This is a genomic window from Sphaerochaeta associata, from assembly GCF_022869165.1.
In the GTDB taxonomy this organism is placed as follows: domain Bacteria; phylum Spirochaetota; class Spirochaetia; order Sphaerochaetales; family Sphaerochaetaceae; genus Sphaerochaeta; species Sphaerochaeta associata.
In genome coordinates, this window is the sequence record NZ_CP094929.1 from 3,041,737 (window position 1) to 3,067,608 (window position 25,872).

The following is a 25,872-nucleotide window of genomic DNA, read 5'->3' on the forward strand; positions in this document are numbered from 1 at the left end:
CAAGTATTGCGTATCGGACAGTGCGATGGTACGCTTTTTTCCTATGAAGCATTTCATCCTGTTGGCCTATATCCTGATCTTCTCCACCGGCTTTGCATCGCTGGCCGGCTTGGCTGTCCTTGCACTTCGACTCTCCCACCCGTTCATCAAACGGATGCTGCTGGTGCAGAGCCTGTTCATCGCCAACCTTGCCCTGGTTGCCGGCTACTATTATGCCAAGCAAGTGATGGATCTTGTGGGAACGACTTCTTCGGTTGACTTCACCTTCGCTGTCATCGCTACGCTTCTCAACCTTGCTCTCTATGGATCGTTGGTCTACTTACTGTCACTTCACTCATTTCGCACTGCACACAAAGGGCTCTCTACAACAGCGCTTGCCCTCTGTCTGACAACCATGGCCATCCAGCTGCACCTTGCTTCTGCATTGTTCGGCGCCCAAGCTTTGACATCATCAGGCCAGTGGTCGGTCATTACCTATCTAGTAGTCGGCTGTGCAATGCTCAGTCTGGGAATCCTGTTGCTCAAGAGCCGGAAGAATGACGACCATCCTTCCTTGAAAACATTGTATGGAGGAATCGGTCTGAGCTGCCTGCTCTTCGTCCCCTTGGGGGCGATGGAGTATGTGTTGGGAGCTTTCACCCAGTTTGCATACCAGCCCCTCAGCCTGGAGTACCTGATGTACCTGCTCATCAACACAACCATTTTGATCGCTGCAGCAAAGGTGCTTGCCAAGCAGCCGCAAAGCGGCTCTGCTTTCGGCGAGCTTACACCCGATACCGCCAAGCGTTTTCTGCTCACCGCCCGCGAACAGGAGATGGCATCCCTCATTGCACAGGGCCTGACGAACAAGGAAATCGCCTTTCGCCTTGGAATATCAGAGGCCACCGTGCGCACCCACATCTACAACCTGTTTCAGAAAGTCGGAGTGCAAAGCCGCATCGAACTGCTCAATGTCCTGCATCAATAAGGTTCTACGACACAGTACGTAGGCTTCTCAACCATTCTTCCGATAGGTTTCTCTTCTTGAACTCCCTACACTTGGGTTCATCAAGGAGTCAACAACCATGCATCACAAAACTATCGTAGTTAGCGTACTTTTACTCTGCTTGCTTCTTCTGGCAACCTCCTGCACTCACACTGCGAAGGTGTTCGATGAGAATGGGAATGTCCTCACCCTGAAGCTTTCCGGCAAAGAGCGGGTATCGATCAACAACACCAAGCAGACCATTTATACTGCAGGAACAACCAAGGACAACCCAATACTTCTTTGGCTCGACGGAGGCCCCGGCGGCTCGGAGCTTGCCTGGGTAAGAAAGTACCTCGGTCCCCTGCACCAACACTTCACCATCGTCTGCTGGGACCAACGGGGTGTTGCTGCAAGCTTTAGTGCAACTAAGAAAGGCAATGCCGTCGAAGACTATGTCCAGGACGTCGTCGCCCTCTCCGAGTACTTGATGGAAAAGCATGGACAAGAAAAAATCTTCTTGCTCGGCCACTCCTGGGGCGGGTTCATCGGAGCCTTGGCCGCCCAGAGAAGACCTGAGCTCTACCATGCTTTTATTGCGGCTTCTCCGCATGTGAACTCCACCGAGAACGACACGATCGGCTACCAGATGATATTGGAGGGAGCAAAACAGCGGGGCGATACCAAAACAATCAAAAAACTTGAAGCCATCGGCCTGCCACCCTACGAAAAGCTGGACAAAAAAGGGAACGTAGTCGGTGACGGGGATGCCTACTATGCAGTGCTCTCCCGTCTGTATTCCTACAGCCCAAACGCCCCTTCTGATGCCGGCTTTCGCTCGGAAATTCTATTTCTCGCCCCCGAGCACTCGCTCTTCGATCGAATCAATCTGATCAGAGGCTTGATGAAAGGAGTGAAAGAAGTCTACCCACAACTGAGGCATCGCAGCCTCGAGGACGAGGCAAATCAGTTCGAATGTCCGCTTATCGTAATCAATGCCGCATACGACTACAGCTGCGTAGCAGCCATCACCGAGCGATGGTTTTCCCACACTAGTGCTCCAAGCAAGCACCACCTCTGGCTTGAGAAATCAGGGCACAATGGTGTGTATACCGAGCCATCGGTGTTCATCGACTTCATGTTCAATGAAGTGTTGCCGCTGAAAGATTAAGGAATAGTTTACAAGATTTTGTAAACTTTTTACCGAAAGCTTACAAATATTTGTAAACATCTTGCATGAAGCAGTTCACCCCTCCTCTTTCCTTATTATTGCAGGGAGGAGGCATGTCGGGTAGGTTTGGGTGAAAAGAGAACAACGATTAGTCGTTATCCAACACCTTTCACTACCAGCTTATAAGTTAAATATAATATTATGCTTGATTTTTACTTATAACTTGCTTATATTATTGATGAAAATTGAATGGAAATTGAAAGCTATCAAACTGGCAAATCATCGATATGCTTATCGAATGAGAGTTGGAAGCTATCGAGTACTATTCAATATACTCGAAACAGTTGAAATCATAAGCGTAGAAGAGGTAAGAAAACGTGATGAACGCACATACTCAGTATAGCAGAGTAGTTGGATCGGACGGTAAAACACATTACTACCTCGTACCCGTAGAAGACTTTCAGAGATTGCTGGCCCATACAAAGCAGGATGAACAAATCACTATCCCCAATGCTGTGGTAAAACTCCATCTGTTGGATGAGCTTTCTGTCATTGCAGCATGGCGAACATATCTGGGTTTAACCCAGGAGGAAGTAGCTCATCGGCTCAATATTTCTCAAGCTGCCTACTGTCAGATGGAAAAGGCGAAACGTCCCAGGCAAGCATCAAGGAAACGGGTTGCCCAGGCGCTAGGTTTGGATGAACAACAGCTTTCTTTCTAAACCTCAAACATCCATCGACTTCATGGTCACTGAAGTGTTGCCGCTGAAAGATTAAGGAATAGTTTGCATGATTTTGTAAACTTTTTATCGAAAGCTTACAAATTTTTGCAAACCTCTTGTCTGAAGCAGTTCACCCCTCCTCCCTCCTTTCATTGCAGGGAGGAGTCAAGTATGGTAGGCTTGAGCAGAAAAGGAACAAGTGTGATGGCAAGATTGGAGAGACTATCAGTAAAAGGATTTACGTCAATACGAAGCCTTGAAGATTTTCCGCTTGCGGATAGTAATATTCTCATCGGGGCAAATGGCTCAGGCAAGAGTAATTTCCTGGAACTTTTCAAATTCATCCGGGCATTTGCCAAATTGCCATTGCCAAACCTCAACCATGCTGATGTGAAGAGTTATGTTTTGGATGCTGGAACAGCCACCGATCTTCTTTACAAAGGAAAAGACTCTGCTCAGCACATCGATATAACACTACACTTCGGAGAGTTTGGATATCGTTTCTCATTAGTCCCAACACAGGATGATTTGTTGCGTATTGAGAGTGAACGTATACAAGATAGCAGTGACGGACCTTGGAGAAGCCTACACTCAGAAGATGGATTCACGCCCGCCCTCCTGGAAGAAAAAGAGAAATCAAAAACACATTCTGAGGAGGCAATATTCGAATCCATTAAGAATTGGCAGATATATCATTTCCATGACACCGGTAGGCTCTCTCCACCAAAACGAACTCAGGATGTATTTGACACGTCATATCTTCGTTTCGATGGATCGAATATTGCCAGTTATCTCCTTTTTCTTAGAAATCATCCCAACTTTGCATCATCATACCGGGACATAGTATCAGCAGTGCGGCTGGTTGCACCCTTCTTTGAGGATTTCATACTCAAGCCTTTTTCAGACGATAAGGTTAGATTACTCTGGAAACAAAAAGGAACAGATTCCCCTATGAAGCCCCAAGCCCTATCTGCTGGAACGCTTAGGTTTGTCTGCCTGGCAACTGTACTTCTACAGCCAAAACATCCTGATACCATTCTTATCGATGAACCTGAGTTGGGATTGCACCCATATGCTATTACCATTTTGGCTGAACTCATGAAAGCAAGAAGCAAAGACACTCAGCTTATTATTGCCACACAGTCAGCGGAGTTGATCAGTCAGTTTGAGCCTGAGGATGTAATTATTTGCGATAGAAAAGAGGGGCAGTCCACATTTAGTCGTCTACAAACAGAACCATTATCAACATGGTTGTCTTCTTATTCACTCGGGGACCTCTGGAAGAAGCAAGTTCTTTCTGGAGGTCCGGTTCATGAGTGATGTTTACTGTATTGTTGAAGGCTACACAGAGCAGACATTTATGCGAGATACTCTTGCTCCTTACTTGGCAGAGAAAGCATGCTTTCTGCATGCAAGACTCATCGGCACACCTGGACACAAGGGAGGTGTCGTTACATTTGCCCGATTTGCAAACGATGCACGCATACTTCTCAAGCAAAGCTCATATACTATGCTCTCTTCTATGTTTGATTATTTTCGTCTGGATGCTTCCTGGCCGGGAATGAAAGATATCCAACTTGCTCACGCCAGCGGAAGAGAATTGTCACCAGAGGAGATTGAGACAATTCTTTCCTAAGCTACAAAAAATGCACTTCATACGCTCTATCCGAACCTTGATGTACAGAGACGTTGCATTCCATACTTCTCAATGCATGAATTCTAGGCTCTCTTGTTCTCTGATGTGAGAATTCTGGGGGATATGCTGCCTCTGGATGGAAACAAATTATGTTCAATAATGGCTGAATATGGAGGAAACCCGGAAAAGATCAACACAAACCGGGCACCTTCAATAATTCTTATCGATATGTACAATGCATACAAAAAGACCATCCATGGATGCACCATTGCAGATTCCATCGGAATACCACGAATCCGTGAGCAATGTTCATGTTTTGAAACGTGGATTGCTTCACTTCTAGAATGAGAAAAACCTTCTAGCCAATCTTCGGCGTTCTGACTATCCTCGGGTCGGTGAAGATGTCCTCTTCATCAAAGCTGGGGGTTGAGAACTCCGACACCACCGCTCCCTCATCCCCTGCCTGAAACCAGTGCTTGGTATTGGGCTTGAGGGTATACTGCTCTCCCGGAAGCAGCTCGATTTCATGAAAGACCGTGTAGAGCCCATCGACCGCTTTGGCCTTGATGGGGTTTGTTCGTTCACCCTCTACGTAGAGAAGCACCCTCCCCCATCGGCAACGGAAGGTCTCCTCCTTGCCGATGTAGGAGCCGAAAGCGGGGTGACGGTGCTCAGGGCACGTCTGGCCGGGAAACAATACCAGCTCCTTGGCACAGACGCGCTCGGTATTCAGGTAGGTGACCAACTCAAGGCCGGTATGAGAAAGGTCGTTCAAACCAAAGTCGGCAACCTCGATTGCATCTTTCTCTTCCTCGGTGAGCACAATCTGTGCCTTCCCAAAGAAAGAGATGGTCCTCTCCACTGCCTTCTCATACTCGCTCTTGCTGATCATACCCTCCCCCTTAATACTGCAAATCCGAGGCCTTGAGCATCTTGTCAAAGAGCTCGCGGGCCTTGTCCAGACTCAAATTCATCAATGGATCGGAGAGGAAGGCGGTGAACAAGAGGTTGTCATCATTATTATAAATCGCCTCAAGGGTCATCTCCTGCACGTCGCTGACCTGCTTGATCAGGTTCTGGATCGCAAGCGGTGGATCGGTGGCTACGATCGGTCTGATCGAATCCTCGCTGATAAGCCCATTGCTCTCCACAATCCTTCCCTTGGGCAGGTAGCTGATCTGTCCCTCGTTGGGCCGGTTGATGTTGGTGACCATGCTCTTATCCCCCATCAGGGAGCGCATGATATCCACGCCCTCCTCATCGGAGAGAACAGCCTTGAGGTCCTCGTCCTTGAACATCTTGCCCCGCTTCTCCGCCGCAGTCCTCATCCTCCACTCATACGGGGTTCTGATCACCCCGTAGGTGTGCAGGTTCTCATCGCTGGTAAGGAAGTAGGGTACAAACTCGGCGAGGTGGCGGTCGCCGGCAGCACCGAGGGCGCCGAAGTCACGCAGGAAAGCCAGGGCGATCTTCTGGTCGCAGTCAAACCACTTCTCATTGGCAAGACGCTCCTTGGCGATTGCAGTCTCATCGGCGAAGGTCGCAGGATCCTGTACTTCCTCGATGAGCTTTGCCATCAGGTCGTGGCCCTGCCAGAAGGCCTTGGTCACGAAGGTGAAGTGGTTCACACCCGTCAGGTCGATCTTGATCTCCCTGCGGTCGGGGGTGGCGACGCCAAACCACTGACTGACCTTCCTTGCCAGGAAGTTCTGGGTATGGAACACCTCATGGCAGCAGCCCAGGGCCTTGATGGCGGGAAATGCCTTGTACAGTGCAGCGGTGCAGAGCGTCATCGGATTGGTGTAGTTGATCACCCAGGCATCGGGGCAGAACTGCTCGATCTTCTTGGCCAGATCAAAAAATATGGGAAGCGCACGGCGTGCGCGCATGATGCCGCCCGGGCCGGTGGTGTCGCCGACCGACTGCAGGATGCCGTACTGCTCGGGAAGCACCAAATCGCCATAGCGGCACTCCGTCTTGCCCGGCTCGATGGAGATGATGACCATGTCGCAGCCGCTGAGGGCCTCTCCAAGATCGTCGATGGCGATGACGTTGAATCGTCCCTCGCTCTTATTGACGGCAAACACCTGATTGGCAACCGCAATGTTGTTGCGGGCGGCCTCTTTATCGATATCGTACAGAACCAAGGTCCCATGGGTCATGGTATTATACGCAAGGTCTTTCATGAACTGGATGGCCCACAGACGGCCACCGCCTCCGATGATGCAGATACGGGTCTCTTTCATCTCATCCCTCCTATCAGTAGGTATAGTCTCTCCCCTTGCTGTCTCTGGGAACAGGTTGTTTACCTTGACATTGAGTATCTTTTTTTGACATTTCCTAGTAGAGTATGCCTATGTATACGCTGGTTATTGTAGACGATGAAAAGGAGCTCTTGGAAGGGCTCAGCAACTACTTCCCCTGGGAATCGATAGGGTTTCAAGTGGTCGGGGCCTTCGGCGACGGCCGAAGCGCACTCTCCTACTGCAGAGAGGAGCGTGTTGATGTCGTACTTACCGACATCCGCATGCCCTTCATGAGCGGCCTTGAGTTGATCGAGCAACTGAAGGCTCTTCCAAGCAGCCCTCTTTTTTGCATCATGAGCGCCTACAACGATTTCGAGTACGCCAAGAAGGCAATAGGCTACGGAGTACAGGAGTACTTGGTCAAACCCGCAGCCTTCGAGGAGATTCGCGCAACCTTTGAAAAGATTCGTCACACCCTCGACGGCACCACCCCTACAGCACACACAGTCTCTCTTCAGGAAGCAGGCAATCCCCTGGTGTCTCAAACCTTCGCTATCGTAGAGAAACGCCTCAGTTCCTGCACCCTGCAAAACATTGCATCAGAGCTCGGTGTGACCACCAGCTACCTCTCCCGGCTCTTCAAGGAGGAGACAGGGCAGAACTTCCAAGACTACCTGCTCTCGGTGAAGATGGAGACAGCCAGACGGATGCTGGAAAGCAAAATCGGGTATAAGAACAAGGAAATAGCCCGTGCTCTGGGGTATCAGGATACACAGAACTTCTGCCGCACCTTCCGAAAATTCTTTGGCAAGAGCCCGCAGAAATTCAAGACGGAGATGGGACAATGAGTGCACGACCATATCGGATAGTCAGGATTTTCATGCGTCACAGCCTCCCGTTGGTCATCGTGGCCTTTCTGTTGGGAGGAGGGGCCATGCTGCTGTCACGCAACTTCATCCGCAGCAACTCGGTGCTCCAGGCGAACCAGAAACTCTCAGCCGTCCAAGCCTATTACGATGTAATCTTGGATGAGATGGACAGCCTGAGCCTGATGTTCAGCACCAACCCCGAGATGATGGCCCGCCTGATGCGGGTCCTTCAGGAAGGGGGGCTTGTCGATCTGGACAACTACCGAGAGCTCCGTCTGATCCGCTCGTTCCTGTCCGCCCCGGCCAACGCCCGGCCGTACATCCACAACATCTACGTATACCTGCAAAACCCGCAGGGCCTGGTCCTCAGTGCAGACCTTGCCTTCATACCTCTCTCACACCTGGAGGACAGCTCCTGGTTCACAACCTACCAGAGTCTGCCTCCATCCAGTCAAAGCTATTCCGAACGCGTACAGCTGAAGGAGGGAACTCCTACCGAGCAGACGATCATCCGCATCATGCGCCCGATAACCAATCAATTGAATGCCCGCATCGGTGTGATCGTGCTGGACATCAAGGAGAACTCATTGGCCCAAGCCTACCAGTTCCAGGAAGGGGAAGTGCTGGAGGTCCGAAGCAGAAGCGGCGAGCTGCTGTTCTCCAATACACCCCTTCAGTACGCAAAAGAGGACATGCAGTACTTTGAAGCGACTTCCAGTAAATACGGATGGGAGTATACGCTTGGAATGTACAAGCCCCTGCTCTACCGACTCTCAACTACCCTGATGTACTACACCATCGCCCTTACATTCATAGCATTGTTGCTGGGCCTGTACCTTACCCATCGAACCAATCGACAGGAGCGCAAATTCCTCTCCAATGTCATGCGCCAGCTCACCCAGGTCGCCGATGCCGACCTTACCGGCGAGGGACCCGAGCAGTACCGCAACATTTTCGACTACCTGAACCACCATGTGATCAAGACATTTTTGGAGCAGGACTATTTGAGGTGGCAGAAGGAGGCGATGGAGTATCGGGCTTTGCAGATGCAGATCAACCCTCACTTCCTGTTCAATACCCTCGATACCATCAACTGGAAGGCGGTCAAACTGTCCGAAGGGGAGAACGACGTATCGCGCATGATCCTGCTGCTCTCCAAACTGCTGAAGTACTCGCTGCAGGTGGATGACTTTGCAGGAGTCCCCCTTTCCAAGGAGCTTGAACAGACCAGCTATTACGTAGAGTTGCAGAAAATCCGATTCCCCGGCCGGTTCACCTACACCGAACAGGTCGATCCGACCCTGCTCGAGGTGAGGGTTCCCAGCCTGCTTCTCCAACCGATCCTGGAGAATTCCTTCAACCACGGATTCGTCGAGAACAGGTTGCTCAACATTACCTTGACGGCTTACACGGCTGAACAGATGCTGAAAATCGTTGTCTCTGACGACGGTAAGGGCATCAATGAATCAGAGCTTGCCGGGCTGAACACCATGGACGGCGATGTGCTGAAGAAAAAGAAATCCCTTGGGCTGATGAACATCAACAAACGTCTGATGCTCTTCTCCCAAGGGAAGTCCCCCATTGTCGTTGCCAGCAGTCCTGAAGGCGGGGTGACCGTTACAATCGTCCTTCCACTGCGAAGAGAGTGATCAGTTCTTCATGCCGGTGGTGGCAATACCCTCGACAAAATACTTTTGGGCGGCGAAGAACAATACGATCGGAGGAGCGATCGAGATCAGGCTCATCGCCAGGATCTGGTTCCAGTCGAACTCGGTGGAGATGTCCATCGTCATTCTCAGGCCCAGTGCCACCGGGTACTTTGCCACACTGCTGATATAGATCAACACATTCAGAAAGTCGTTCCACGTCCAGACGAACTGGAAGACGATGACCGAGAAAATGGCTGACTTGCAGAGTGGAAGCAACAGGTCCCTGAGAATGATGAAGCTGTTGCAGCCATCCAGCTTGCCCGACTCATCCAATTCCAGCGGCAGGCCCCGGAAGAACTGGACCATCATGAAGTTGAAGAAGGGAAAGCAGCCCAGCATCGCAGGAACAATGAACGGCAGGTAGGAGTCCAGCCACCCCAGGTTGCGGAAAAAGATGTAGCGGGGGATGAGGATGACGGTCGCCGGCAGCATCATCGTGGAGAGCATGATGGTGAACAGCGTCTTCTTGAAGGGAAACTCAAAGCGTGCAAAGCCATAACCGATCAAGGTCGCGCTGATTGCGGTGAACAAGACGGTGGGGATGACCATCAAAAAGGTGTTGTACAGGAAGGTGGAGAAGCCGTATTGGCCGGTTCCTTTCCATCCTGCGGCAAATGCACCGAACATCGGGTTCTTGGGCAACAAGCCGATGGTGCCGAAAATCTCCTCGTTGCTCTTGAAGGCCGCTCCGATCATCCACAAAAGCGGATAAGTCATGATGTAGGCGAGGGCGATCAAGAAGAAATAGGAGAGAAATCTTGATAGAGGGGTTTTTCTCTTGATCATAGCGAATCTCCATAGTGGACCCAGGACTCGGAGGAGCGGAAGGTCAGGCTGGTGAAGAAGAGGATGATGGCGAACAGGATCCACGAGAGAGCAGAGGAGTAGCCCATCTTGAAGAACTTGAAGCCTTGGTCGTAGAGCATGAGGCCATAGAGGTAGGTCGACTTGAGCGGACCTCCCTGGGTGATGACGAATGCACTGGTAAAGTCCTGGAAGGCGTTGATCATCTGCATGATGAGGTTGAACAGGATTATCGGAGAGAGCTCGGGTATGGTGATTTGCCAGAAGATGCGCATCCGCCCCGCCCCATCTATGCGTGCAGCCTCATACTGGCTGACGGGTATCTGTTTCAGTCCTGCCAGAAAGAGCAGCATGGAAGAGCCGAACTGCCAAACGGTGACCAGGCTGATGGTTCCCAGTGCATAGCGGGGATCGCCCAGCCAATCCACGGCCTTGATGCCGAAGATGCCTATAAGGTTGTTCACCACCCCTTGGTTCATAAACAGGTACTTCCACAGTACGCTGATGGCGACGCTGCCGCCGAGGATGGATGGTATGTAGTAGAGGGTACGAAACAGGTTGATACCCTTGATGTTCTGATTCAGGATGATCGCTATGACCAGGGCGAAGGAGATCTTGAGCGGGACGGCGATCAGGACATAGTATGAGGTGACTTTCAGCGACTGCAGAAACGTCGGGTCGGCGGTAAAGATTTTCTTGTAGTTTTCCAGACCCAAAAACTTAGGGTCTCCCAAGAGTTGAAAATTGGTGAAGGAGTACCAGAACGAGTTGATCAGGGGAACGAGCTGGAGAACCAGAAACCCAATGATCCAAGGCAGGATGTACAGGTATCCCGTGTAGTTGTAACGTTTGCGTATATGCATCTCAATTCCCTTTGCAAGAGGCCATCCGTCCGTGGTGGACGGATGACCGACGATAACGATTTACAGTGATGCGAGGGTGGCCTCAAGATTCTTGATCAGCTTTGCGGAAGCCTCGGCGGGTGTGAGCTTGCCGAATCCGAACTCATCAATGACGTCCTGCATGACCTGCATGACTTCGCTGTTCATCTGGTAGACGCTCTGAGGAAGGCCTGCCTGGGCGATGCCTTCATTGGTAGCATTCTCCGCCATGGTTGTGATCATGCCTTTCTGTGCAAGGACGCTTCTTCCGACCACGGTGGAAGGAATGCCGCGGGCAAGGCCGAGCAGCTCAAGCGCCTGGGCGTCGGTGAACAGGTAGTTCAGGACCTTGATGGCCTCTGCCTTGTTCTTGGAGTTGTTGTTGACAACGAAGATCTGGGACGGTCTCATCAGGACTCCGCTGTTCTTGGCTCCTGCCATCACGGGGAACTGACGGGTTTCCATCTTCCTGGCTCCGATGTCCTTGTCCATGGAGCTTACCCAAGTCCAGCTGGTGGCCATCTTGCCGTTGATCCAACTCGGGTTCTCCTGGAACTTCTGGTAGAAGAGGGATGTCTGGCTGAAGGGAGCTACAATGCCTTCGTCGAACCAACGCTTGAAATAGGTGAAAGCTTCGGTACCTTGAGCCTGGGTGAATGCAACCTTCTTGTTGCTGTCTACAACTGCGCCGGCAAGCTGTGCAATGTAGATTTCAAACCAGTAGCGAAGGATGTCCGGAGTTGCTCCGCTGAAGTAGGCAGTCTTGTCCTGTGCGTTGATCTTCCTGCCCTCGGTGATGATATTGTCCCAAGTCCATACGGTATTGGGATCGATGCCGAACGAAGAGAGCATGGCCGGGTCGACGATGAGGGTGTTGACGTTGGTTCCGGTGGGAAGACCGAGCAGCTTGCCTTCGTAGGTGCAGTAGTTCTTGAGGAAGTCTGCATCGAACTGGGAGAGGTCGACCATGGAGCTGTCGATGGTTGCAAATACGTCTCCCTTGGAGGCGAGCTCGGCAAGCCAGGGCTGGTCGATCTGGATGATGTCGGCAGCGGTGCCGCCGGCGATCTGGGTGACAATCTTCTGATAGTAGCCGTCCCATCCGCCGTACTCGCCTTCCAACCTCACGTTGGGGTTCTGTGCGGTATAGGCTTCCATGGCCTTGAGGGTCGGCGTGTGGCGGGAGTCTCCACCCCACCAGCTGAGTCTGAGGGTGACAGGTCCGGTTTGTGCTGCAGCTTCTTTCGATCCAGCTGCAAACACAGTTCCCATTGCCAGAAGGGCGATGAGAAGCAGTACTAGGGTCTTTTTCATAACAAGCCTCCATTTGTGAACTAGGTAAGCGTAGTCTGCGGTGGTTTTGTCGCTCTTACCAGCAAGAGAGTTTTGACAAAGTAGTATCATTTCTTGACATTGGTGGAAACGAAACCTCCATTGACCGATGGCTCAAACACTAGTAGCGTACAGGAAACGAGGAGGCCTTGCCATGACTTATATTGATGCCCATGCCCATATTTTTGAACAGCTGTGCGGCTTTGGAGCCGACGGGGAATTGAGGGCTCTGCCCAATGGAAAGGCTGTCTGGGCCACCGGGGAGGTAATCGACCTCATCCCCGCTTCCTATGGTGACACCACCTTCCCTGCCGAGCGACTTCTGGGAATAATGGACGCCCACCATGTCGAGAAGGCTGTACTGCTGCAGGGTGGTTTTCTAGGCTTTGCCAACCACTATCTCCAAGAAATAACAATGAAATACCCCACCCGCTTCAGAGCTGCCGCCACCTTCGACCCTTGGTGCCGTAACGCACAGAAGATCATGGACAACCTGCACAAGAGCTTTTCCATCTTCAAGTTCGAGATGTCCACCGGCTGCGGCATCATGGGAAGCCACCCCGACTTCGCCTTGGACAACAGTCTGATGATGGGTTTCTACGAGCAGATTGCAGCGAAGAAAGGAGTCCTGGTCTTCGACCTTGGAAGCCCGGGCGACGGTTCCCACCAGCCCAAGGCCATCAGCAACATTGCAAAGCACTTTCCTGCTCTTGAAGTGGTCGTCTGCCATCTGGCGAGCCCCAGAAGGCATCACAAGATAGAGCTTACTGAAGCCCTCCAAACCATGAAAGCAGAGAATATACACTTCGACCTGGCAGCCCTGCACCACAAGGTGCGCCCTGAAGACTATCCCTTCCCGACTGCACAGGCGTTCATCAACTTGGCAAAGAGCATAGCAGGCTCAGAACACCTGATGTGGGGAACCGACGCCCCTTCAACTTTGGTGCAGTACAGCTACCAACAGCTGCTCGATTACCAGTTGGCTCTCTTCAGTGAAAAAGAGCAGGGCATGGTGTTTTGGGGGAATGCCGAACGTATATATTTCTTACGATAATTGCATTGTCTCAATACACTAAACTGTACACGATCTCTTCTGACCTTACCCAGCAGCTGTATCTTGTATTTTCAATTTGTACCCGGCCTAGGTCTATGCTAAACTAACAATTACTATTGCTAAACCTTGATGCTGGATGGATTCATGAAATTAAAAGTTATCATAGCTGACGATGAACATAGAATATGCCAAATGCTTGCGAGATTCATTGATTGTGAGGCGCTGAACCTTGAAATTGTAGATATGGCTTCTGATGGGGAAGAGTTGCTGAGCAAAATCAGAACAGAAAATCCAGATATCGTAATAACCGATATTTGCATGCCAAAAGAAAGTGGGATGGAGGTAATTCGTCAAGCAGTTCAAATGGGACTAACTTGTAAATTCATCATAATCAGCGGCTTTCGCCAATTTGATTATGCGTATACTGCGCTTAAATATGATGTTTCTGATTATTTACTCAAACCAGTAGACAAAAACGAATTAAACACTGCATTAGGGAAGATTGCATGGCAGTTACGACATAAAAATGAGAGTATTCCCAGCGGTAAAGAACAGGACATACATCATTATTTCATTCTCAAAGGCGCAAAAAAACTTCTTGCAAAACCAGTTGCTCTGGGAGAACTCAATACAACATACAGAACCAATTTTCAAAAAGGCCTTTTTCAAGTAATTCTCATTCGCATCGATAGTATCGGGAAACCCCGTTCTATTCCAGAAAATCCAGCATCCATTCATCGTGAAGTCCAGAACAAAATTATTGGACATTTGTCTCCGTATTGTCATGATATTATTGCAACAAGAGAGTGGGATGATATCATTGCAATCCTCAATTATCCTGAACGGAATACTGAATCGCTACAATCAGTATTGTATGAGTTGTTTTCCGTCGTCAAACGTAACGTTGAAATGTTTGGTGGAGTTACAGCCACTCTGTGTATCGGTAGTGCTTATGCGGACATCAATAAAATTGACACATCAAAAACTGAAGCAACAGATGCTGCTTGGAAACGGATGGCATCAAAACTGGGAACCATCATCACTGCTGAGGCTCATGGATCCGAACACCAACCATCCCTCGAGCCTACACTACATGCATTGGAACAGCGAATCCAGAAAGCATTCGAGACTTTGAATATCAAAGAGTATTCGACGTGTATTGAGGAACTCTTCTCCTTCCCGTCGCAAGTAATCAGTAGCAGTGAGGTCAAGCACTTTGTCAGAAGCATCCCAGAACTTTTCTTTGAACAACATGAAAGTACACTCGCCGAGATGTATACCATAGAGCACATTGCAAAGGAAATTAGATATGAACTGCGAATGGTTACATCGTTTACCACATGCCGTAGTACACTTATTCGAGTGTTGTCTGGTTTGATGGACGAAGTCCGTGACCATATGTATCAAAGAAACACAAAGCCAATTCGATTAGCTATGGATTTCGTAAAAAGCAAGTATGCCAATCCAATCACCCTCGACGATGTAGCTTCTGAAGTAGGCTTAAGCTCGGTCTATTTCTCCTCCATCTTCAAGAAGGAAACCAGCCAGAATTTCACTGATTTCTTGATGGAGTATCGTATGACTATTGCTAAGAATTTATTGAAAAGCAGCAATCTGAGTATTAAGGAAATCGCTCATGAGGTAAGCTTTTTAGACCCTAGATATTTCAGCAAAGTGTTTAAAAAGATTGTGGGGATTAAGCCGACAGACTATAAGAAAATCTACAGTTAGGATGTTCTCTTGAAAAAATACCATATTATCAGCGAAGAGAAGTTGCATCGAATGATCGATGAGCGAGTCGCAAACCAAATTCTGGAAGCCAACAACAATCACGAACGTGAGTTGCTGATGAAACAAGCGAATATCAGATCTCTACAAGCTCAAATCAATCCCCATTTTCTGTACAACGCTCTTGAGTGCATCCGTGCACAGGCAATAATCGATGGAGCAGAAGAAATCGCTTCAATCACAAAAGCCCTTTCACTTTTCTTTCGATACAATATCAGCATGAAAGGGAACCTGATCACCTTGCAGGATGAATTTGAAAATGTTCAGAACTACATGACTATCCAACAATATCGGTACAAGGACCGCATGTCACTGGAAATTCGGTGTGATCAGCATGACGCAGAACTCATGGATATGCTCTTGCCAAAGCTTGTACTCCAACCGCTTGTGGAGAACTCAATCGTCCATGGGTTCCGTGACATGACAAGCGGAGCATACATCATTATTAGTGCTGAGAAGATTGCGAATCATACCAGTATCAAGGTAATTGACAATGGAAAAGGGATGAGCATTGAAGAATTGAACGCCTTGCGTGATAAATTGAGGAACCAGGAATCCATCCTGCATGATACTCAGGATCAAAATGAGAATGGGATTGCTTTATTGAATGTGAATAGGAGAATCCAACTATTCTACGGTCAAGATTACAGCATGAATATTACCAGTTGCAAAGGTGAAGGAACCCAGATTGAGCTCTTTCTCCCCCGCAATGAAATTTCAAATGCCTATGAGTAATGAACTTTTTCGTGCAGTTAACATTAGTGTCGAGAAGAATAACCAACGGAAATTAAGTCAAGTAAATTTCTCCCTTCATTCCGAGAAAGTACTAGGAATTTTTGGCTTATATGATTCCGGAAAGCGGACGATCCTAGATGCTATTACCGGTAAGGTCGCACTTGATAATGGGTTCTTCTTCGTACGAGGAAAAACCTATCACAAAGGCATGAATGAGTTCAACGAGTTAAAGCTTCAGCGTGTTTCCAATACATCCTCACTGATTCAAGGCCTTTCCATTTGGGAGAATCTAGTTGTCCTCAAAAACCATGGATACCGACAAGTATTTCTTCATAAGACATTTATAATCAAAGAAGTTGAAGAATGCCTGCAAGCCTTCCTGCTGCCATTCAATCCTATTCAGCTTGTAAGTACACTCACCCCATTGCAACAGTTTTTCATCGAATTGCTTCGCTCCTATTTTCTTGGAACCCATATCATTCTAATCGACGATCTTTCACTTGAGCTATCGCGAGAGGAATTGGAATTACTCTCCCAGTTTATCAATCGACTGAAGAAGAGGGGGCTTGCCATTCTTGTGACAAGCAGAAAAGTAACAATATTAAAAGCTATTTCAGATACCATCGTTTTTCTCTCAACTGGTAGCATTGTGCATGCACTTGAGAATGTTTCGCTGGTTTCTGTAGAGCGAATTGATTCCATTCTTATGAACATTTTCCCTGATAAACATAGTTTGAAGCATGTACCAATACAAAGAGATGCCATCGTCATTAGGGCAGACGGGATGCCTTTCGGCAATGACACGAGTTCGTTTGTATTGTATGAAGGAGAAGTTGTTGCATGCATAGATCCTTTCAAGATGGTTAGTGATGTGTTGGAAAAAACCATTACGGCTAGCGCTAAAAACAATCAATTCAGAGTACGGGGAAAGTTACAAAAGCATCTTGGATGGAGGGATAGAGTTGTATTCGTAAATTTCTCAGTTGAAGGAAAAACATTCCATAGCATTCCTCAGTTGCACAATCTTTGCTTTCCCCTGCTATCCCGTTTGACTCGGTGTGGATTCTACTCACACCGATATGAAGCATTCGTTGCGAAAGACTTCTCAAAATGGGCACAGCAGGATATGAGTCCACTTTTAGCATCCCGCGTAAAGGAACTTACTAAACGAGACATTATTTCCATTATCTTGTACCGCCTTCACCTTGCCAACCCGGAAGCAATCTTTTGTCAAGATCCATGGAATGACACCGATTACCTCTCAGGGAGGGCTATTTATCGTGAGCTCGAAACACAAGCACATAAGAATAAAAAAGCCGTTTGCTTTATTATTTCCAATATTGAGAACCTCGATGATTTTGCCGACAGATATTTAGTCATTTCAAGAGATGGGACCCTATACGAAACAGCATTTGATGACATTAGAAAAACTGTATTTAAGTATGACCAAGCAGTAGATACTCTCTAGGAGGCCGGATTCGTGCGTAAAAATACCTTGCTGTATATACTCTATTTGCTCATGATTCTCTTAAGTTTCGGGTGCAGCAACAAAAAAGATGTACAAAAACCACTTGCTGGCTTAAGTCTGCTTACCAGTTCAGATTCTTTTGCATCGGAGATTGCTCAAACTTTTGAGAAAACTATGAATGATTATGGCTTCCGGACGCAAATCCTATTTTGTGACAATAGCATTGAAACCCAGCAACGGCAAATTGCAAATTTCATTGCCAATAACGCAAAACTGATTTTTATCCATTGTGCGGGCGACGGGAACGACTACTGTGAAGTCTTTACTCGGGCAAGAAATAATGGCACCAAAGTGGTGGTGATTGCTCGCGACCTCCTTGATTGTACTGATGTACAATCCGTTGGTGATAGTTTATTAAAAGGTGTAGCTAAAGCTGAAATGGTGAGCCAATTCTTGGATACAGCGTTTCCCGACGCTGCAGATGGTAGTGTAAACGTATTGCTTTTGGAACGTTTGACAAAAACTGGATATATCATGACTTCAGCAGGCATGAAATTACTACAAGAGAAATTTATCAGGCATTTTGATTACAAGAGTTTAGATTTCCAGAAGTATGAGATAGAAGCTGCAATTACTTACATTGACAACACCGGAGAAGAGTATGAGGTCGATGAGCCTGCCGGCGGATTAATGCTTGATGAAACTGGTCATGCGGTTCTAAATCCGTATTATGACTCGAGAATAAGGCTCTATTCTGCTGGCAACAAAGACATCCAAACCGTGTTGGAAGGGCAGGAAGCGGTTGATGAGTTCATTGCAAGGCCGGAAGGCTCAACGCTGCATATAGTCATGGCCTTTAGCGGAGATGCCGCCATCGGGGCAAACCAGAGAATGATGCGCTATGTACGTGATGGTAAGATCCAAAGTGGGATTACCCAATTGGCTGTATTTGGATCAGATGATACAGAAGCGAACAGAGCTCTTTTACTTGAAAGCGGCCTCAATGAAAGTGTGTTTCGAGGTTTTGTTGGATATCGCAGTATTGCATGGGAGGTAGAAACTATGCTGAGAATGGCGATTGAACAAGAAGGGAGGCAGGTTTTGGAACTGGAAGTAACAAAAACAAGGTATGATGCCCAGGAACAAGTAATCAAGCAAGAAATAGGCTCGTATGATTTTCTGAAAAAGTATCAGCTATTTCAGAATTGGATCTAATATAAAGGACTTTGTATGATGGAAAGATTCAGTATCAGGCACCGGCTCTTTTTCAAATTTCTTAACCAATATGTTGTTGCTCTATTCCTTGGATCCCTCATAATTGGTTTTTCAATCATATCACATTCATTTCTTAACGCTGAAAACCTGCTCTTTTTAATTACTCATAACTCCCCATTGATTATTATGGCAGTGGGACTTTCATTCATCATGGTAGGAGGAGGCATCGACCTGTCATTGGGATACCAAATTTCATTGTGCTCTGTAGTCATGGGATATCTTCTTGCGAATGATGCTCACCCACTGGTAGCTATGGCGATGGCTGTTCTCACTGGTGTTGCATGCGGAGCATTGAATGCTGCAGTCATTATCTCCCTAAATATTCCTCCATTTGCTGCCACACTGGCAACACAGTTTATCTTTCGTGCAGTAGCTAATACCATCTCGTCCGGCCGAGCTTATACACGTTTGCCACAGATCGGAAACTGGAATGTACTGAAACCGTTGCTTGGAATAACAACTCATACATGGATTGCTTTACTCTGTTTGCTTCTCTATGGCCTGATATTTTCACTGACCCCTTTTGGAACATATGTGAAGGCCTTGGGCGAGAATGAATCTGCTGTAAAACGTATCGGAATCAGGGTAAATAGAGTCAAATTTGTTTCCTATATTATCGGGAGTTTCTTTTTTGCCATCCAAGCAATCATACTCACATTCCTGAACGGGGTGGCCAGCCCCTCGACAGGAATCGGCATGGAAATCATTGCCATCACTGTAGTATTTCTCGGATGTAATTCATTGCTAAGAAATGAAAGTACAAACATTATAAGTCCTATGTTTCACTTGGGATTAGGAGTGATGATCTTAGCCGTTCTAGAAAATGGTATGCTCTTGGCCGGCTGGAGTGTCAATGCACAATTACTGGTACGAGGCTTTGTCTTAATTTTTGCAATTACACTCTACTATCGACGCAAAATCAATCTACCTCATGCTGAAGACTCCTAAAAGCAAGAACACCTACTCCCTCTCTACCTAGAACTCTAAAAGACACATTAAGAGATTGCACGTATTATTGAAACCGTTGGCTTTACGGCTCCTTTTTACTGCAGCTTAATATAGGTAAAGATTCGCTTTTTGCTTCTCTGAAGCTTAAGTGAAACAAGGAGGATTGATTGTGTTAACTGATTTACACCCAATGGTTCAATTCAAGCCTAATACTTGGGAAATTGATGAATTCGATTGTGCAAGTATTTTTCTGCTTGAGGGGAAAGAGAAGGCAATGCTCATAGACTGCGGAATGGGTATAGGAGATCTGCGTAGCGTCGTTCGAAAGATTACGCGAAAACCATTGGTAGTTGTCATTACCCATGGACATATCGACCATACAGGAAACGCCAGGCAATTTGAAGAAATTTGGATCCACCCCAAGGATGCAGGACATCCTATTCCTCAAGATATTGAGCGCCGACGTGATGATACAAGGCTCATCGCAGCCCGTCAGAAGAATATGTATCCCTATGATTTGTATGTTGATATCCGGGAACCTGGGCCGGACGAACCAATGCCCATCATTCATCATCTTTACGATGGCCAAAAATTCGATCTTGGCGGACGTGTTATTACTGCCTACGAATGTCCTGGACATTCGGTCGGACAAATGATGTTCCTTGACGAGCAATCTCGTTCACTCTTCTGCGGTGATGCCCTTAACTACAATCTTGGTATGCGGGCAACCAGTATTGAGGTAGCAGTACAATCATTGGAACGAATTAGGGATTTAGGATCATACTATGATGGGATCTATAATGGGCACCATGATTTTAGAGCATTGGGGAAGCCTCTAGGTGATGATTGTCTTCCTACTGCAATCGAGATTTGTCATGACTTGTTAGAAGGCACGGCAACACCAATAATGGTCCCAAGTTTCTGGGGTCCTGAACGGCCTGGTAGATTGATGGTTCAGAAAGGCAAGAACTATATCGCATTCGATCCAGACAATATTCATGAGAAAAAGTGATTTGTAGCATACTATTATGAGCTGTCGCCTAAGCCTTTCACTTTTGCGGCAGCTCTTTTTTTATGTTATTGATGATAGTATTGCAAAGAGCATGTCATGCATGCTTTTTTCTTTTATTCACAAGCACATAATATAGAATAGTTGCAATGATCACAGGAATCGTCATCCCTAGGAACATGTTTTTATATCCTGCATAGGCAACGAAAAATCCAGCAATATTACTACCGATGAATACACCAACATCCACACCGATATAACTGGTATTGCTTGCACTTCCCCTTTTCTCTGATGGAGCGGATTTAACACATTCCGCCATTAAAATCGGTTGTTCACCAGCAAGAGCCAAACCCATGAGAATGGATGCTATGATAAAGTATAAAACCGATTGAGCACTTGAAATTACCAACATGGCGACAATGATGCAAAGCTCGCAAGGAATTAAAACCTTCAACGTTCCAAAGCGATCAGACAACCAAGATACCAATGGCCTGAAAGCAAAAACTGTGATTGCCTGGATAGTGAAATAGATACCGATATTCTCAATTCCCATATCAAGAGCATAAATTACCAAGAATGCATTGATGGACCCTTTTGTTACAGAATTACAGAGAATGACAGAAGCGGGAAGAATCGCAGGAAAATATACAATATCCTTGAGTTTGATTGAGTACTTCCTTTTTTGAGGCGGTGTATATTCAATCTTCAAGAAGAACGTGAGAAGTAGACAGATTGTCATCAAGGCTACATTTACATAATACAGATTGTTGTATCCAAACCGGTTTGCAAAGGGAAAAGCAAACATCGGAGCAACAGTACGTGCCAAAGTCTGCCCTATCCCATAGATTCCAATACCGGTAGCCATATTGGTTGCAGAGAAACAAGAAGAAGCGAGTGTCATCATCAACGTAGAACCAACGCCCCAAGCGAATCCGTTCAAGCCCCTGAATACAAGCAGCATCCAGTATTTGTCGGAAACGGTTAGCCCAAATAGGGAGACCAAGATTACGGATAGGCAAACCCGCAGCATAACCAGTTTATTCTCGTTATCCACTATCTGACCAGAGAAGGGTCGCATCAACAGTGCACACATCGCGAAAATTCCCGCCAAGAGGCCAACAGCTTGAGCACTTGCTCCCAATTCATTTGCATATTTCGGCAATGTTATTGATAGCATTGTGCTAGAGTTGTAATTAAAGAATGCAATGACCATGATCACTACAAACATTCTATTGAAAATTGTTCGATCTTTAGTTACCATTTTTCCGACCGATTGCTCTCTTACTTTCACGTTTCCCACCTATATACACTGGATACAATGAGATGCCCATGTATGAATAAATCGAGAATATCTTAAATTTTTAACACGCGCCGATTATAATCCATTCAGCTCCCGTGCTCTGCAACAAGCACAGAAGTGTTTTGGGAGCAATTCTTCCAGTTTCTGTGGTTGATGACATGCATCAACAGCGAACTTGCAGCGTTTGGCAAATCTACAACCAGGCTTGGGATTGATTGGAGATGTCAACTCCCCTTCAATAATTTCAAGTTCTTTCTGGTTATCAATATCAGTTGAAGGAATTGCTGAGAGTAAAGCTTTTGTATATGGATGCAACGGTGTATCAAACAATTCATTCACAGGGCTTGTCTCAACCATTTGTCCTAAATACATAACGCAAATATTATCCGAAACGTGCCGAACGACGGACATGTTGTGAGTGACAAACATATACGTCAAATCGAACTCATCCTGTAAATCTTGTAAGAGGTTCAATATCTGGGCTTGGATAGAAACATCAAGAGAAGAAACAGGTTCGTCACAGACGATGAAATCCGGCTTCAGTGAAAGTGCTCTTCCGATACCTACTCGCTGACGCCTTCCACCATCCAATTCATGTGGATATGCCATCCGCAGTCTATTTTCTATGCCGACCAATTCCATAATCCTGTCGGTTTCTTTCTGCATTTCTGCCTTGGTCATACGTTCATAAAGTTTGAGAGGTTCCATTATCGTTGCCTCAACTGTCATCCTTGGGTTTAGGGACGAATAAGGATCTTGGAATATAATTTGCATCTGGTGACGTAATTGCCTCAATTCATTACCCCTGACATTGGTAATATTCCTACCTTTATAGAACACATCGCCGCTTGTACTGTCTAAAAGATGAATAATTGTTCTTCCTAAGGTAGATTTTCCACATCCTGATTCACCTACAACGCCGGTAGTTTTCCCTGCGTCAATCGAGAATGTCACCCCATCAACAGCATGCAACAATCCACGACGGGAATTAAAATATTTACAAAGATTTTTTACCTCAACAACTGGTGCCATTTGTGTGCTCCTTTTTACTCATTTTTCCGATATTGATACATCGGCAAAGATGGTTCCCCTGGATGGGTAGCAGTGAGATTGACTGCTCGCTGCACTCTGGAGTGGCATAAGAGCAGCGAGGATGGAATTTACATCCATAAGGAAGGTTTGAGGGATCGGGTGGTAGCCCTTTGATATTTGCTAGCCTGGATACATCCTCATTCAGTTTTGGGATGGCACCGAATAGCCCAAGCGTATAGGGATGTGAAGGCTTTCTGAAAATCTCTTCCTTCGACCCATACTCAATAATCTCCCCGGCATATATCACGGCAACGTAATCGCAAACTTGTGCAACAACACCCAGATCATGAGTGATAAGAATCATGGATGTCTCTTTTTCATTTTTCAGTTTGTTGATCATTCGTAAAACTTGGGCTTGGATGGTTACATCCAAAGCAGTAGTTGGTTCATCTGCCAAGAGGACATCTGGGTTACAGGCAAGGGCCATTGCAATCACGACACGTTGCTTCATTCCGCCTGAAAACTGATGGGGATACTCAATATGTCGTTCTGCTGGGATTCCTACAGTTTCCAACATTTTAATCGCGACTTGGAGCGCCTCCTCATAGGATACTTTACTGTGAAGGGAGACTACTTCTGCAATTTGATCACCAACTTTCATAACAGGATTCAATGCTGTCATTGGATCTTGGAAAACCATACTGATACGTTCTCCTCGTATCTGCCTCATTTCCTCCTCATCCAATTCAAACAAGTTTGTTCCTTCCAACATGACCTTTCCTGATATGATTTTTGCAGAAATATCAGGGAGTATTCGCATAAGTGCTTTTGCAATAGTGGTTTTTCCCGCACCAGTCTCTCCAACCAATCCAAGCGTCTTTCCTCGATACAAATCGAATGAAACGTTGTTTACTGCGTGGATGACAGCTCCATCGGAGGTATAGTCCACTATTAAATCACGAACAGACAGATAAGCCTTATCATGTGTTTGCATCGTACTAATTCCTTCTAATTCTTAAGTTTCGGGTCACAAGCATCTCGAAGGCCATCTCCGAACATATTTAGGCCAAGAACTGTAATTGCAATGAACAGCCCTGGGAAAATCACCAGATGTGGGTAGTCGCGTATATAAGCCCTTCCTGCTGAAAGCATGGCTCCCCATTCAGGAGTCGGAGGTTGGACTCCAAGGCCAACGAAACTCAAGGAAGCTGCAATCAGCATAGTATTTGCAATCCACATGGTTGCTGAAACAATCAAAGGGGCCATGGCATTGGGCAATACATGCACAAAGATTATCCGATATCGTTTTGCTCCGATTGCCTCGGCAGCCTCAAGATACTCCATTTTTCGGATATTCATGATTGCGGCTCGCAGAATTCTCGCAAATGAGGGAATTTGAGCTAAACCGATAGCAAGCACCGTCTTGTCAAATCCCGATCCAAACGCTGAAGAGATGGCTATTGTTAACAGGATACCTGGTACAGATTGAATTATATCCAATAGTCGCATAATAATATTATCGATTTTTCCTCCGAAATACCCGGCTATAGATCCTACAACCATACTGATGGACAACGCTACAACTACTGATGATATTCCAATACTCAGTGAGTATCTTCCCCCATACAGAATTCGACTTAAGACATCTCGTCCCAGGTCGTCGGTACCGAAGGGATGTTCCCATGAGGGTCCTTCCAACATAGCACTCGGATTCATCTCGAAGTACGAGTACTTCATAATGAATGGAGATACCAAGGATAGGAAAATTAAGATGACAAATAAAGCAAGTCCAAACATGGCGGCCTTATTCTTCATCAAGCGCTTGATGATTGCTTTTGAATTGCTATTTCTAGACATGCTTCTTTCTCCTTGCAACACCCTCGTACTGAGCTTTGATTCTGGGGTCGATAAAAGCGTACAAAATATCAACGAGAAGGATTATGAAGCAGAAACTGACTGCCAGAAGAATAACGGACCCTTGGACTACCAAGTAATCGCGTTGATTGATAGCAGTTACCATATAGGACCCTATTCCAGGCATAGAAAATACATTTTCGATAATTACGGTTCCACCGAGAGATCTACCAAAATTGCTTCCGGCAACTGTTACAATTGGTATTAATGCATTAGGCAGCGCGTGCTTATAAATTACCTTGTTTTTGGTCTGTCCTTTAGCATGAGCTGTAACGATATAATCCGAGCGAATGACTTCAAGCATACTAGATCTGCTTTGTCTTGCAAGCATGGCCAATTGTCCTAGCGAGTTTGCAATTGCGGGAAGAATGAAATATTGAATTCCCCCAATTCCATAAGCCGGCAGCCAACCTAGTTTCAATGAGAATAGCAATACCAGCATCAAACCCAGCCAAAATGCAGGTATGGATACACCAGCAAGTGCAATCAGCATGCTGATTCTGTCACCCCATTTGTTTTGATGTACCGCCGCATTCACACCAAGGGGAACACCACCAGCCACGGAAATAAGCATGCAAAGCACTGCAAGAGTAAAAGTATAAGGCATACGTCGAACCAATTCGGTGGTGATACTATTATGAGTTATATATGATTCACCAAAATCAAACCGCAAGAATACATTTGCAAGATATTCAACTAATCTAGTAAGAAATGGCTCATTGAATCCCAATTTCTCTCGTAATAGGTTTAATTCCAATTCGGTTGCATCAGAACCCAGGATGATAGCTGCAGGGTCTCCTGGGACGAAATACATAAGCGAGAAAATAAATATCGCGACACCCAGAATTACTGGAATCATCCAGAGTATTCGCTTGATAATATACCTAATCATCCTTTTTCTCCTGATTACACGTGCCTTCAAGAAATGAGGATGTGGAGACAAGTATTGTACAGCTTTACCACATCCTCTTATTCGGGATGGGAGACAACCCAGAGTTATCATCCCATCCATACA

25 protein-coding genes are annotated in these 25,872 nt (G+C 46.7%); 15 read left to right on the plus strand and 10 right to left on the minus strand.

Features of this window, described 5'->3' with window-relative positions; all coding sequences use genetic code 11:
• Positions 1 to 43 precede the first annotated feature (43 nt).
• The 6 genes from MUG09_RS14035 (at position 44) to MUG09_RS16570 (ending at position 4,841) form a co-directional block, all read left to right on the plus strand.
• The gene (locus MUG09_RS14035; RefSeq protein WP_244772067.1) at positions 44 to 967 is read left to right on the plus strand and encodes a response regulator transcription factor; all 924 of its coding nucleotides are present in this window, start codon (positions 44 to 46) and stop codon (positions 965 to 967) included.
• 97 nt (positions 968 to 1,064) lie between these two features.
• The gene (locus MUG09_RS14040; RefSeq protein ID WP_244772068.1) at positions 1,065 to 2,135 is read left to right on the plus strand and encodes an alpha/beta fold hydrolase; all 1,071 of its coding nucleotides are present in this window, start codon (positions 1,065 to 1,067) and stop codon (positions 2,133 to 2,135) included.
• A 380-nt stretch (positions 2,136 to 2,515) separates the two neighbouring features.
• Complete coding sequence (locus MUG09_RS14045) at positions 2,516 to 2,857, plus strand: helix-turn-helix domain-containing protein (protein WP_244775390.1); 342 nt, start codon at positions 2,516 to 2,518, stop codon at positions 2,855 to 2,857.
• Positions 2,858 to 3,028: 171 nt separating this feature from the next.
• Positions 3,029 to 4,177, plus strand: coding sequence for an AAA family ATPase (locus MUG09_RS14050; protein WP_244772069.1), 1,149 nt, complete (start codon positions 3,029 to 3,031; stop codon positions 4,175 to 4,177).
• Positions 4,170 to 4,493: a DUF4276 family protein gene (locus MUG09_RS14055; RefSeq protein WP_244772070.1), complete on the plus strand. Its 324-nt coding sequence runs from the start codon at positions 4,170 to 4,172 to the stop codon at positions 4,491 to 4,493. The genes MUG09_RS14050 and MUG09_RS14055 overlap by 8 nt, the downstream gene beginning before the upstream one ends.
• Before the next feature lie 93 nt (positions 4,494 to 4,586).
• Positions 4,587 to 4,841 carry a DUF4276 family protein gene (locus tag MUG09_RS16570; RefSeq protein ID WP_425314083.1) on the plus strand — a complete coding sequence of 85 codons (255 nt, stop codon included), beginning with the start codon at positions 4,587 to 4,589 and terminating at the stop codon, positions 4,839 to 4,841.
• Positions 4,842 to 4,851: 10 nt separating this feature from the next.
• Here the strand turns inward: MUG09_RS16570 and MUG09_RS14060 are convergent, their stop codons facing one another.
• Positions 4,852 to 5,385, minus strand: a complete 534-nt coding sequence (locus MUG09_RS14060) for a D-lyxose/D-mannose family sugar isomerase (protein ID WP_244772071.1) — start codon at positions 5,383 to 5,385, stop codon at positions 4,852 to 4,854.
• 10 nt (positions 5,386 to 5,395) lie between these two features.
• Positions 5,396 to 6,739: a family 4 glycosyl hydrolase gene (locus MUG09_RS14065; RefSeq protein WP_244772072.1), complete on the minus strand. Its 1,344-nt coding sequence runs from the start codon at positions 6,737 to 6,739 to the stop codon at positions 5,396 to 5,398.
• Positions 6,740 to 6,849: 110 nt separating this feature from the next.
• Here MUG09_RS14065 and MUG09_RS14070 point away from each other — a divergent pair, with 110 nt between their 5' ends.
• On the plus strand, positions 6,850 to 7,587 hold the full coding sequence (locus MUG09_RS14070; protein ID WP_244772073.1) for a response regulator transcription factor: 738 nt from the start codon (positions 6,850 to 6,852) through the stop codon (positions 7,585 to 7,587).
• A complete protein-coding gene (locus MUG09_RS14075) occupies positions 7,584 to 9,257 on the plus strand; it encodes a cache domain-containing sensor histidine kinase (RefSeq protein WP_244772074.1) in 1,674 nt (557 codons plus the stop codon). Before MUG09_RS14070 ends, MUG09_RS14075 begins: the two co-directional genes overlap by 4 nt.
• Here the strand turns inward: MUG09_RS14075 and MUG09_RS14080 are convergent, their stop codons facing one another.
• The 3 genes from MUG09_RS14080 to MUG09_RS14090 are packed head-to-tail and all read right to left on the minus strand — an operon-like array spanning position 9,258 to position 12,316.
• Positions 9,258 to 10,103 carry a carbohydrate ABC transporter permease gene (locus MUG09_RS14080; protein ID WP_244772075.1) on the minus strand — a complete coding sequence of 282 codons (846 nt, stop codon included), beginning with the start codon at positions 10,101 to 10,103 and terminating at the stop codon, positions 9,258 to 9,260.
• The gene (locus MUG09_RS14085; RefSeq protein WP_244772076.1) at positions 10,100 to 10,984 is read right to left on the minus strand and encodes a carbohydrate ABC transporter permease; all 885 of its coding nucleotides are present in this window, start codon (positions 10,982 to 10,984) and stop codon (positions 10,100 to 10,102) included. The genes MUG09_RS14080 and MUG09_RS14085 overlap by 4 nt, the downstream gene beginning before the upstream one ends.
• A gap of 60 nt (positions 10,985 to 11,044) precedes the next feature.
• Positions 11,045 to 12,316: an ABC transporter substrate-binding protein gene (locus tag MUG09_RS14090; protein ID WP_244772077.1), complete on the minus strand. Its 1,272-nt coding sequence runs from the start codon at positions 12,314 to 12,316 to the stop codon at positions 11,045 to 11,047.
• Between the two features lie 172 nt (positions 12,317 to 12,488).
• Between MUG09_RS14090 and MUG09_RS14095 the strand changes: the two genes are divergently transcribed.
• From MUG09_RS14095 to MUG09_RS14125, 7 genes are all read left to right on the plus strand, one after another.
• Positions 12,489 to 13,388, plus strand: coding sequence for an amidohydrolase family protein (locus tag MUG09_RS14095; protein ID WP_244772078.1), 900 nt, complete (start codon positions 12,489 to 12,491; stop codon positions 13,386 to 13,388).
• A gap of 144 nt (positions 13,389 to 13,532) precedes the next feature.
• On the plus strand, positions 13,533 to 15,119 hold the full coding sequence (locus tag MUG09_RS14100) for a response regulator (RefSeq protein WP_244772079.1): 1,587 nt from the start codon (positions 13,533 to 13,535) through the stop codon (positions 15,117 to 15,119).
• Between the two features lie 9 nt (positions 15,120 to 15,128).
• Positions 15,129 to 15,911: a sensor histidine kinase gene (locus MUG09_RS14105; protein WP_244772080.1), complete on the plus strand. Its 783-nt coding sequence runs from the start codon at positions 15,129 to 15,131 to the stop codon at positions 15,909 to 15,911.
• Positions 15,904 to 17,379, plus strand: coding sequence for an ATP-binding cassette domain-containing protein (locus tag MUG09_RS14110; protein ID WP_244772081.1), 1,476 nt, complete (start codon positions 15,904 to 15,906; stop codon positions 17,377 to 17,379). Before MUG09_RS14105 ends, MUG09_RS14110 begins: the two co-directional genes overlap by 8 nt.
• A gap of 12 nt (positions 17,380 to 17,391) precedes the next feature.
• Entirely contained in the window at positions 17,392 to 18,594 is a 1,203-nt protein-coding gene (locus MUG09_RS14115; protein WP_244772082.1) for a substrate-binding domain-containing protein, read from the plus strand.
• A 15-nt stretch (positions 18,595 to 18,609) separates the two neighbouring features.
• Positions 18,610 to 19,602: an ABC transporter permease gene (locus MUG09_RS14120; RefSeq protein ID WP_244772083.1), complete on the plus strand. Its 993-nt coding sequence runs from the start codon at positions 18,610 to 18,612 to the stop codon at positions 19,600 to 19,602.
• A 169-nt stretch (positions 19,603 to 19,771) separates the two neighbouring features.
• The gene (locus MUG09_RS14125) at positions 19,772 to 20,614 is read left to right on the plus strand and encodes an MBL fold metallo-hydrolase (protein ID WP_244772084.1); all 843 of its coding nucleotides are present in this window, start codon (positions 19,772 to 19,774) and stop codon (positions 20,612 to 20,614) included.
• 94 nt (positions 20,615 to 20,708) lie between these two features.
• Here the strand turns inward: MUG09_RS14125 and MUG09_RS14130 are convergent, their stop codons facing one another.
• From MUG09_RS14130 to MUG09_RS14150, 5 genes are all read right to left on the minus strand, one after another.
• Positions 20,709 to 21,902, minus strand: coding sequence for an MFS transporter (locus MUG09_RS14130; RefSeq protein ID WP_244772085.1), 1,194 nt, complete (start codon positions 21,900 to 21,902; stop codon positions 20,709 to 20,711).
• 84 nt (positions 21,903 to 21,986) lie between these two features.
• Positions 21,987 to 22,943, minus strand: coding sequence for an ABC transporter ATP-binding protein (locus MUG09_RS14135; protein WP_244772086.1), 957 nt, complete (start codon positions 22,941 to 22,943; stop codon positions 21,987 to 21,989).
• On the minus strand, positions 22,927 to 23,937 hold the full coding sequence (locus MUG09_RS14140; RefSeq protein WP_244772087.1) for an ABC transporter ATP-binding protein: 1,011 nt from the start codon (positions 23,935 to 23,937) through the stop codon (positions 22,927 to 22,929). Before MUG09_RS14140 ends, MUG09_RS14135 begins: the two co-directional genes overlap by 17 nt.
• 14 nt (positions 23,938 to 23,951) lie before the next feature.
• Entirely contained in the window at positions 23,952 to 24,800 is an 849-nt protein-coding gene (locus MUG09_RS14145) for an ABC transporter permease (RefSeq protein WP_244772088.1), read from the minus strand.
• A complete protein-coding gene (locus tag MUG09_RS14150) occupies positions 24,793 to 25,749 on the minus strand; it encodes an ABC transporter permease (RefSeq protein WP_244772089.1) in 957 nt (318 codons plus the stop codon). The genes MUG09_RS14145 and MUG09_RS14150 overlap by 8 nt, the downstream gene beginning before the upstream one ends.
• Between the last annotated feature and the right edge of the window lie 123 nt (positions 25,750 to 25,872).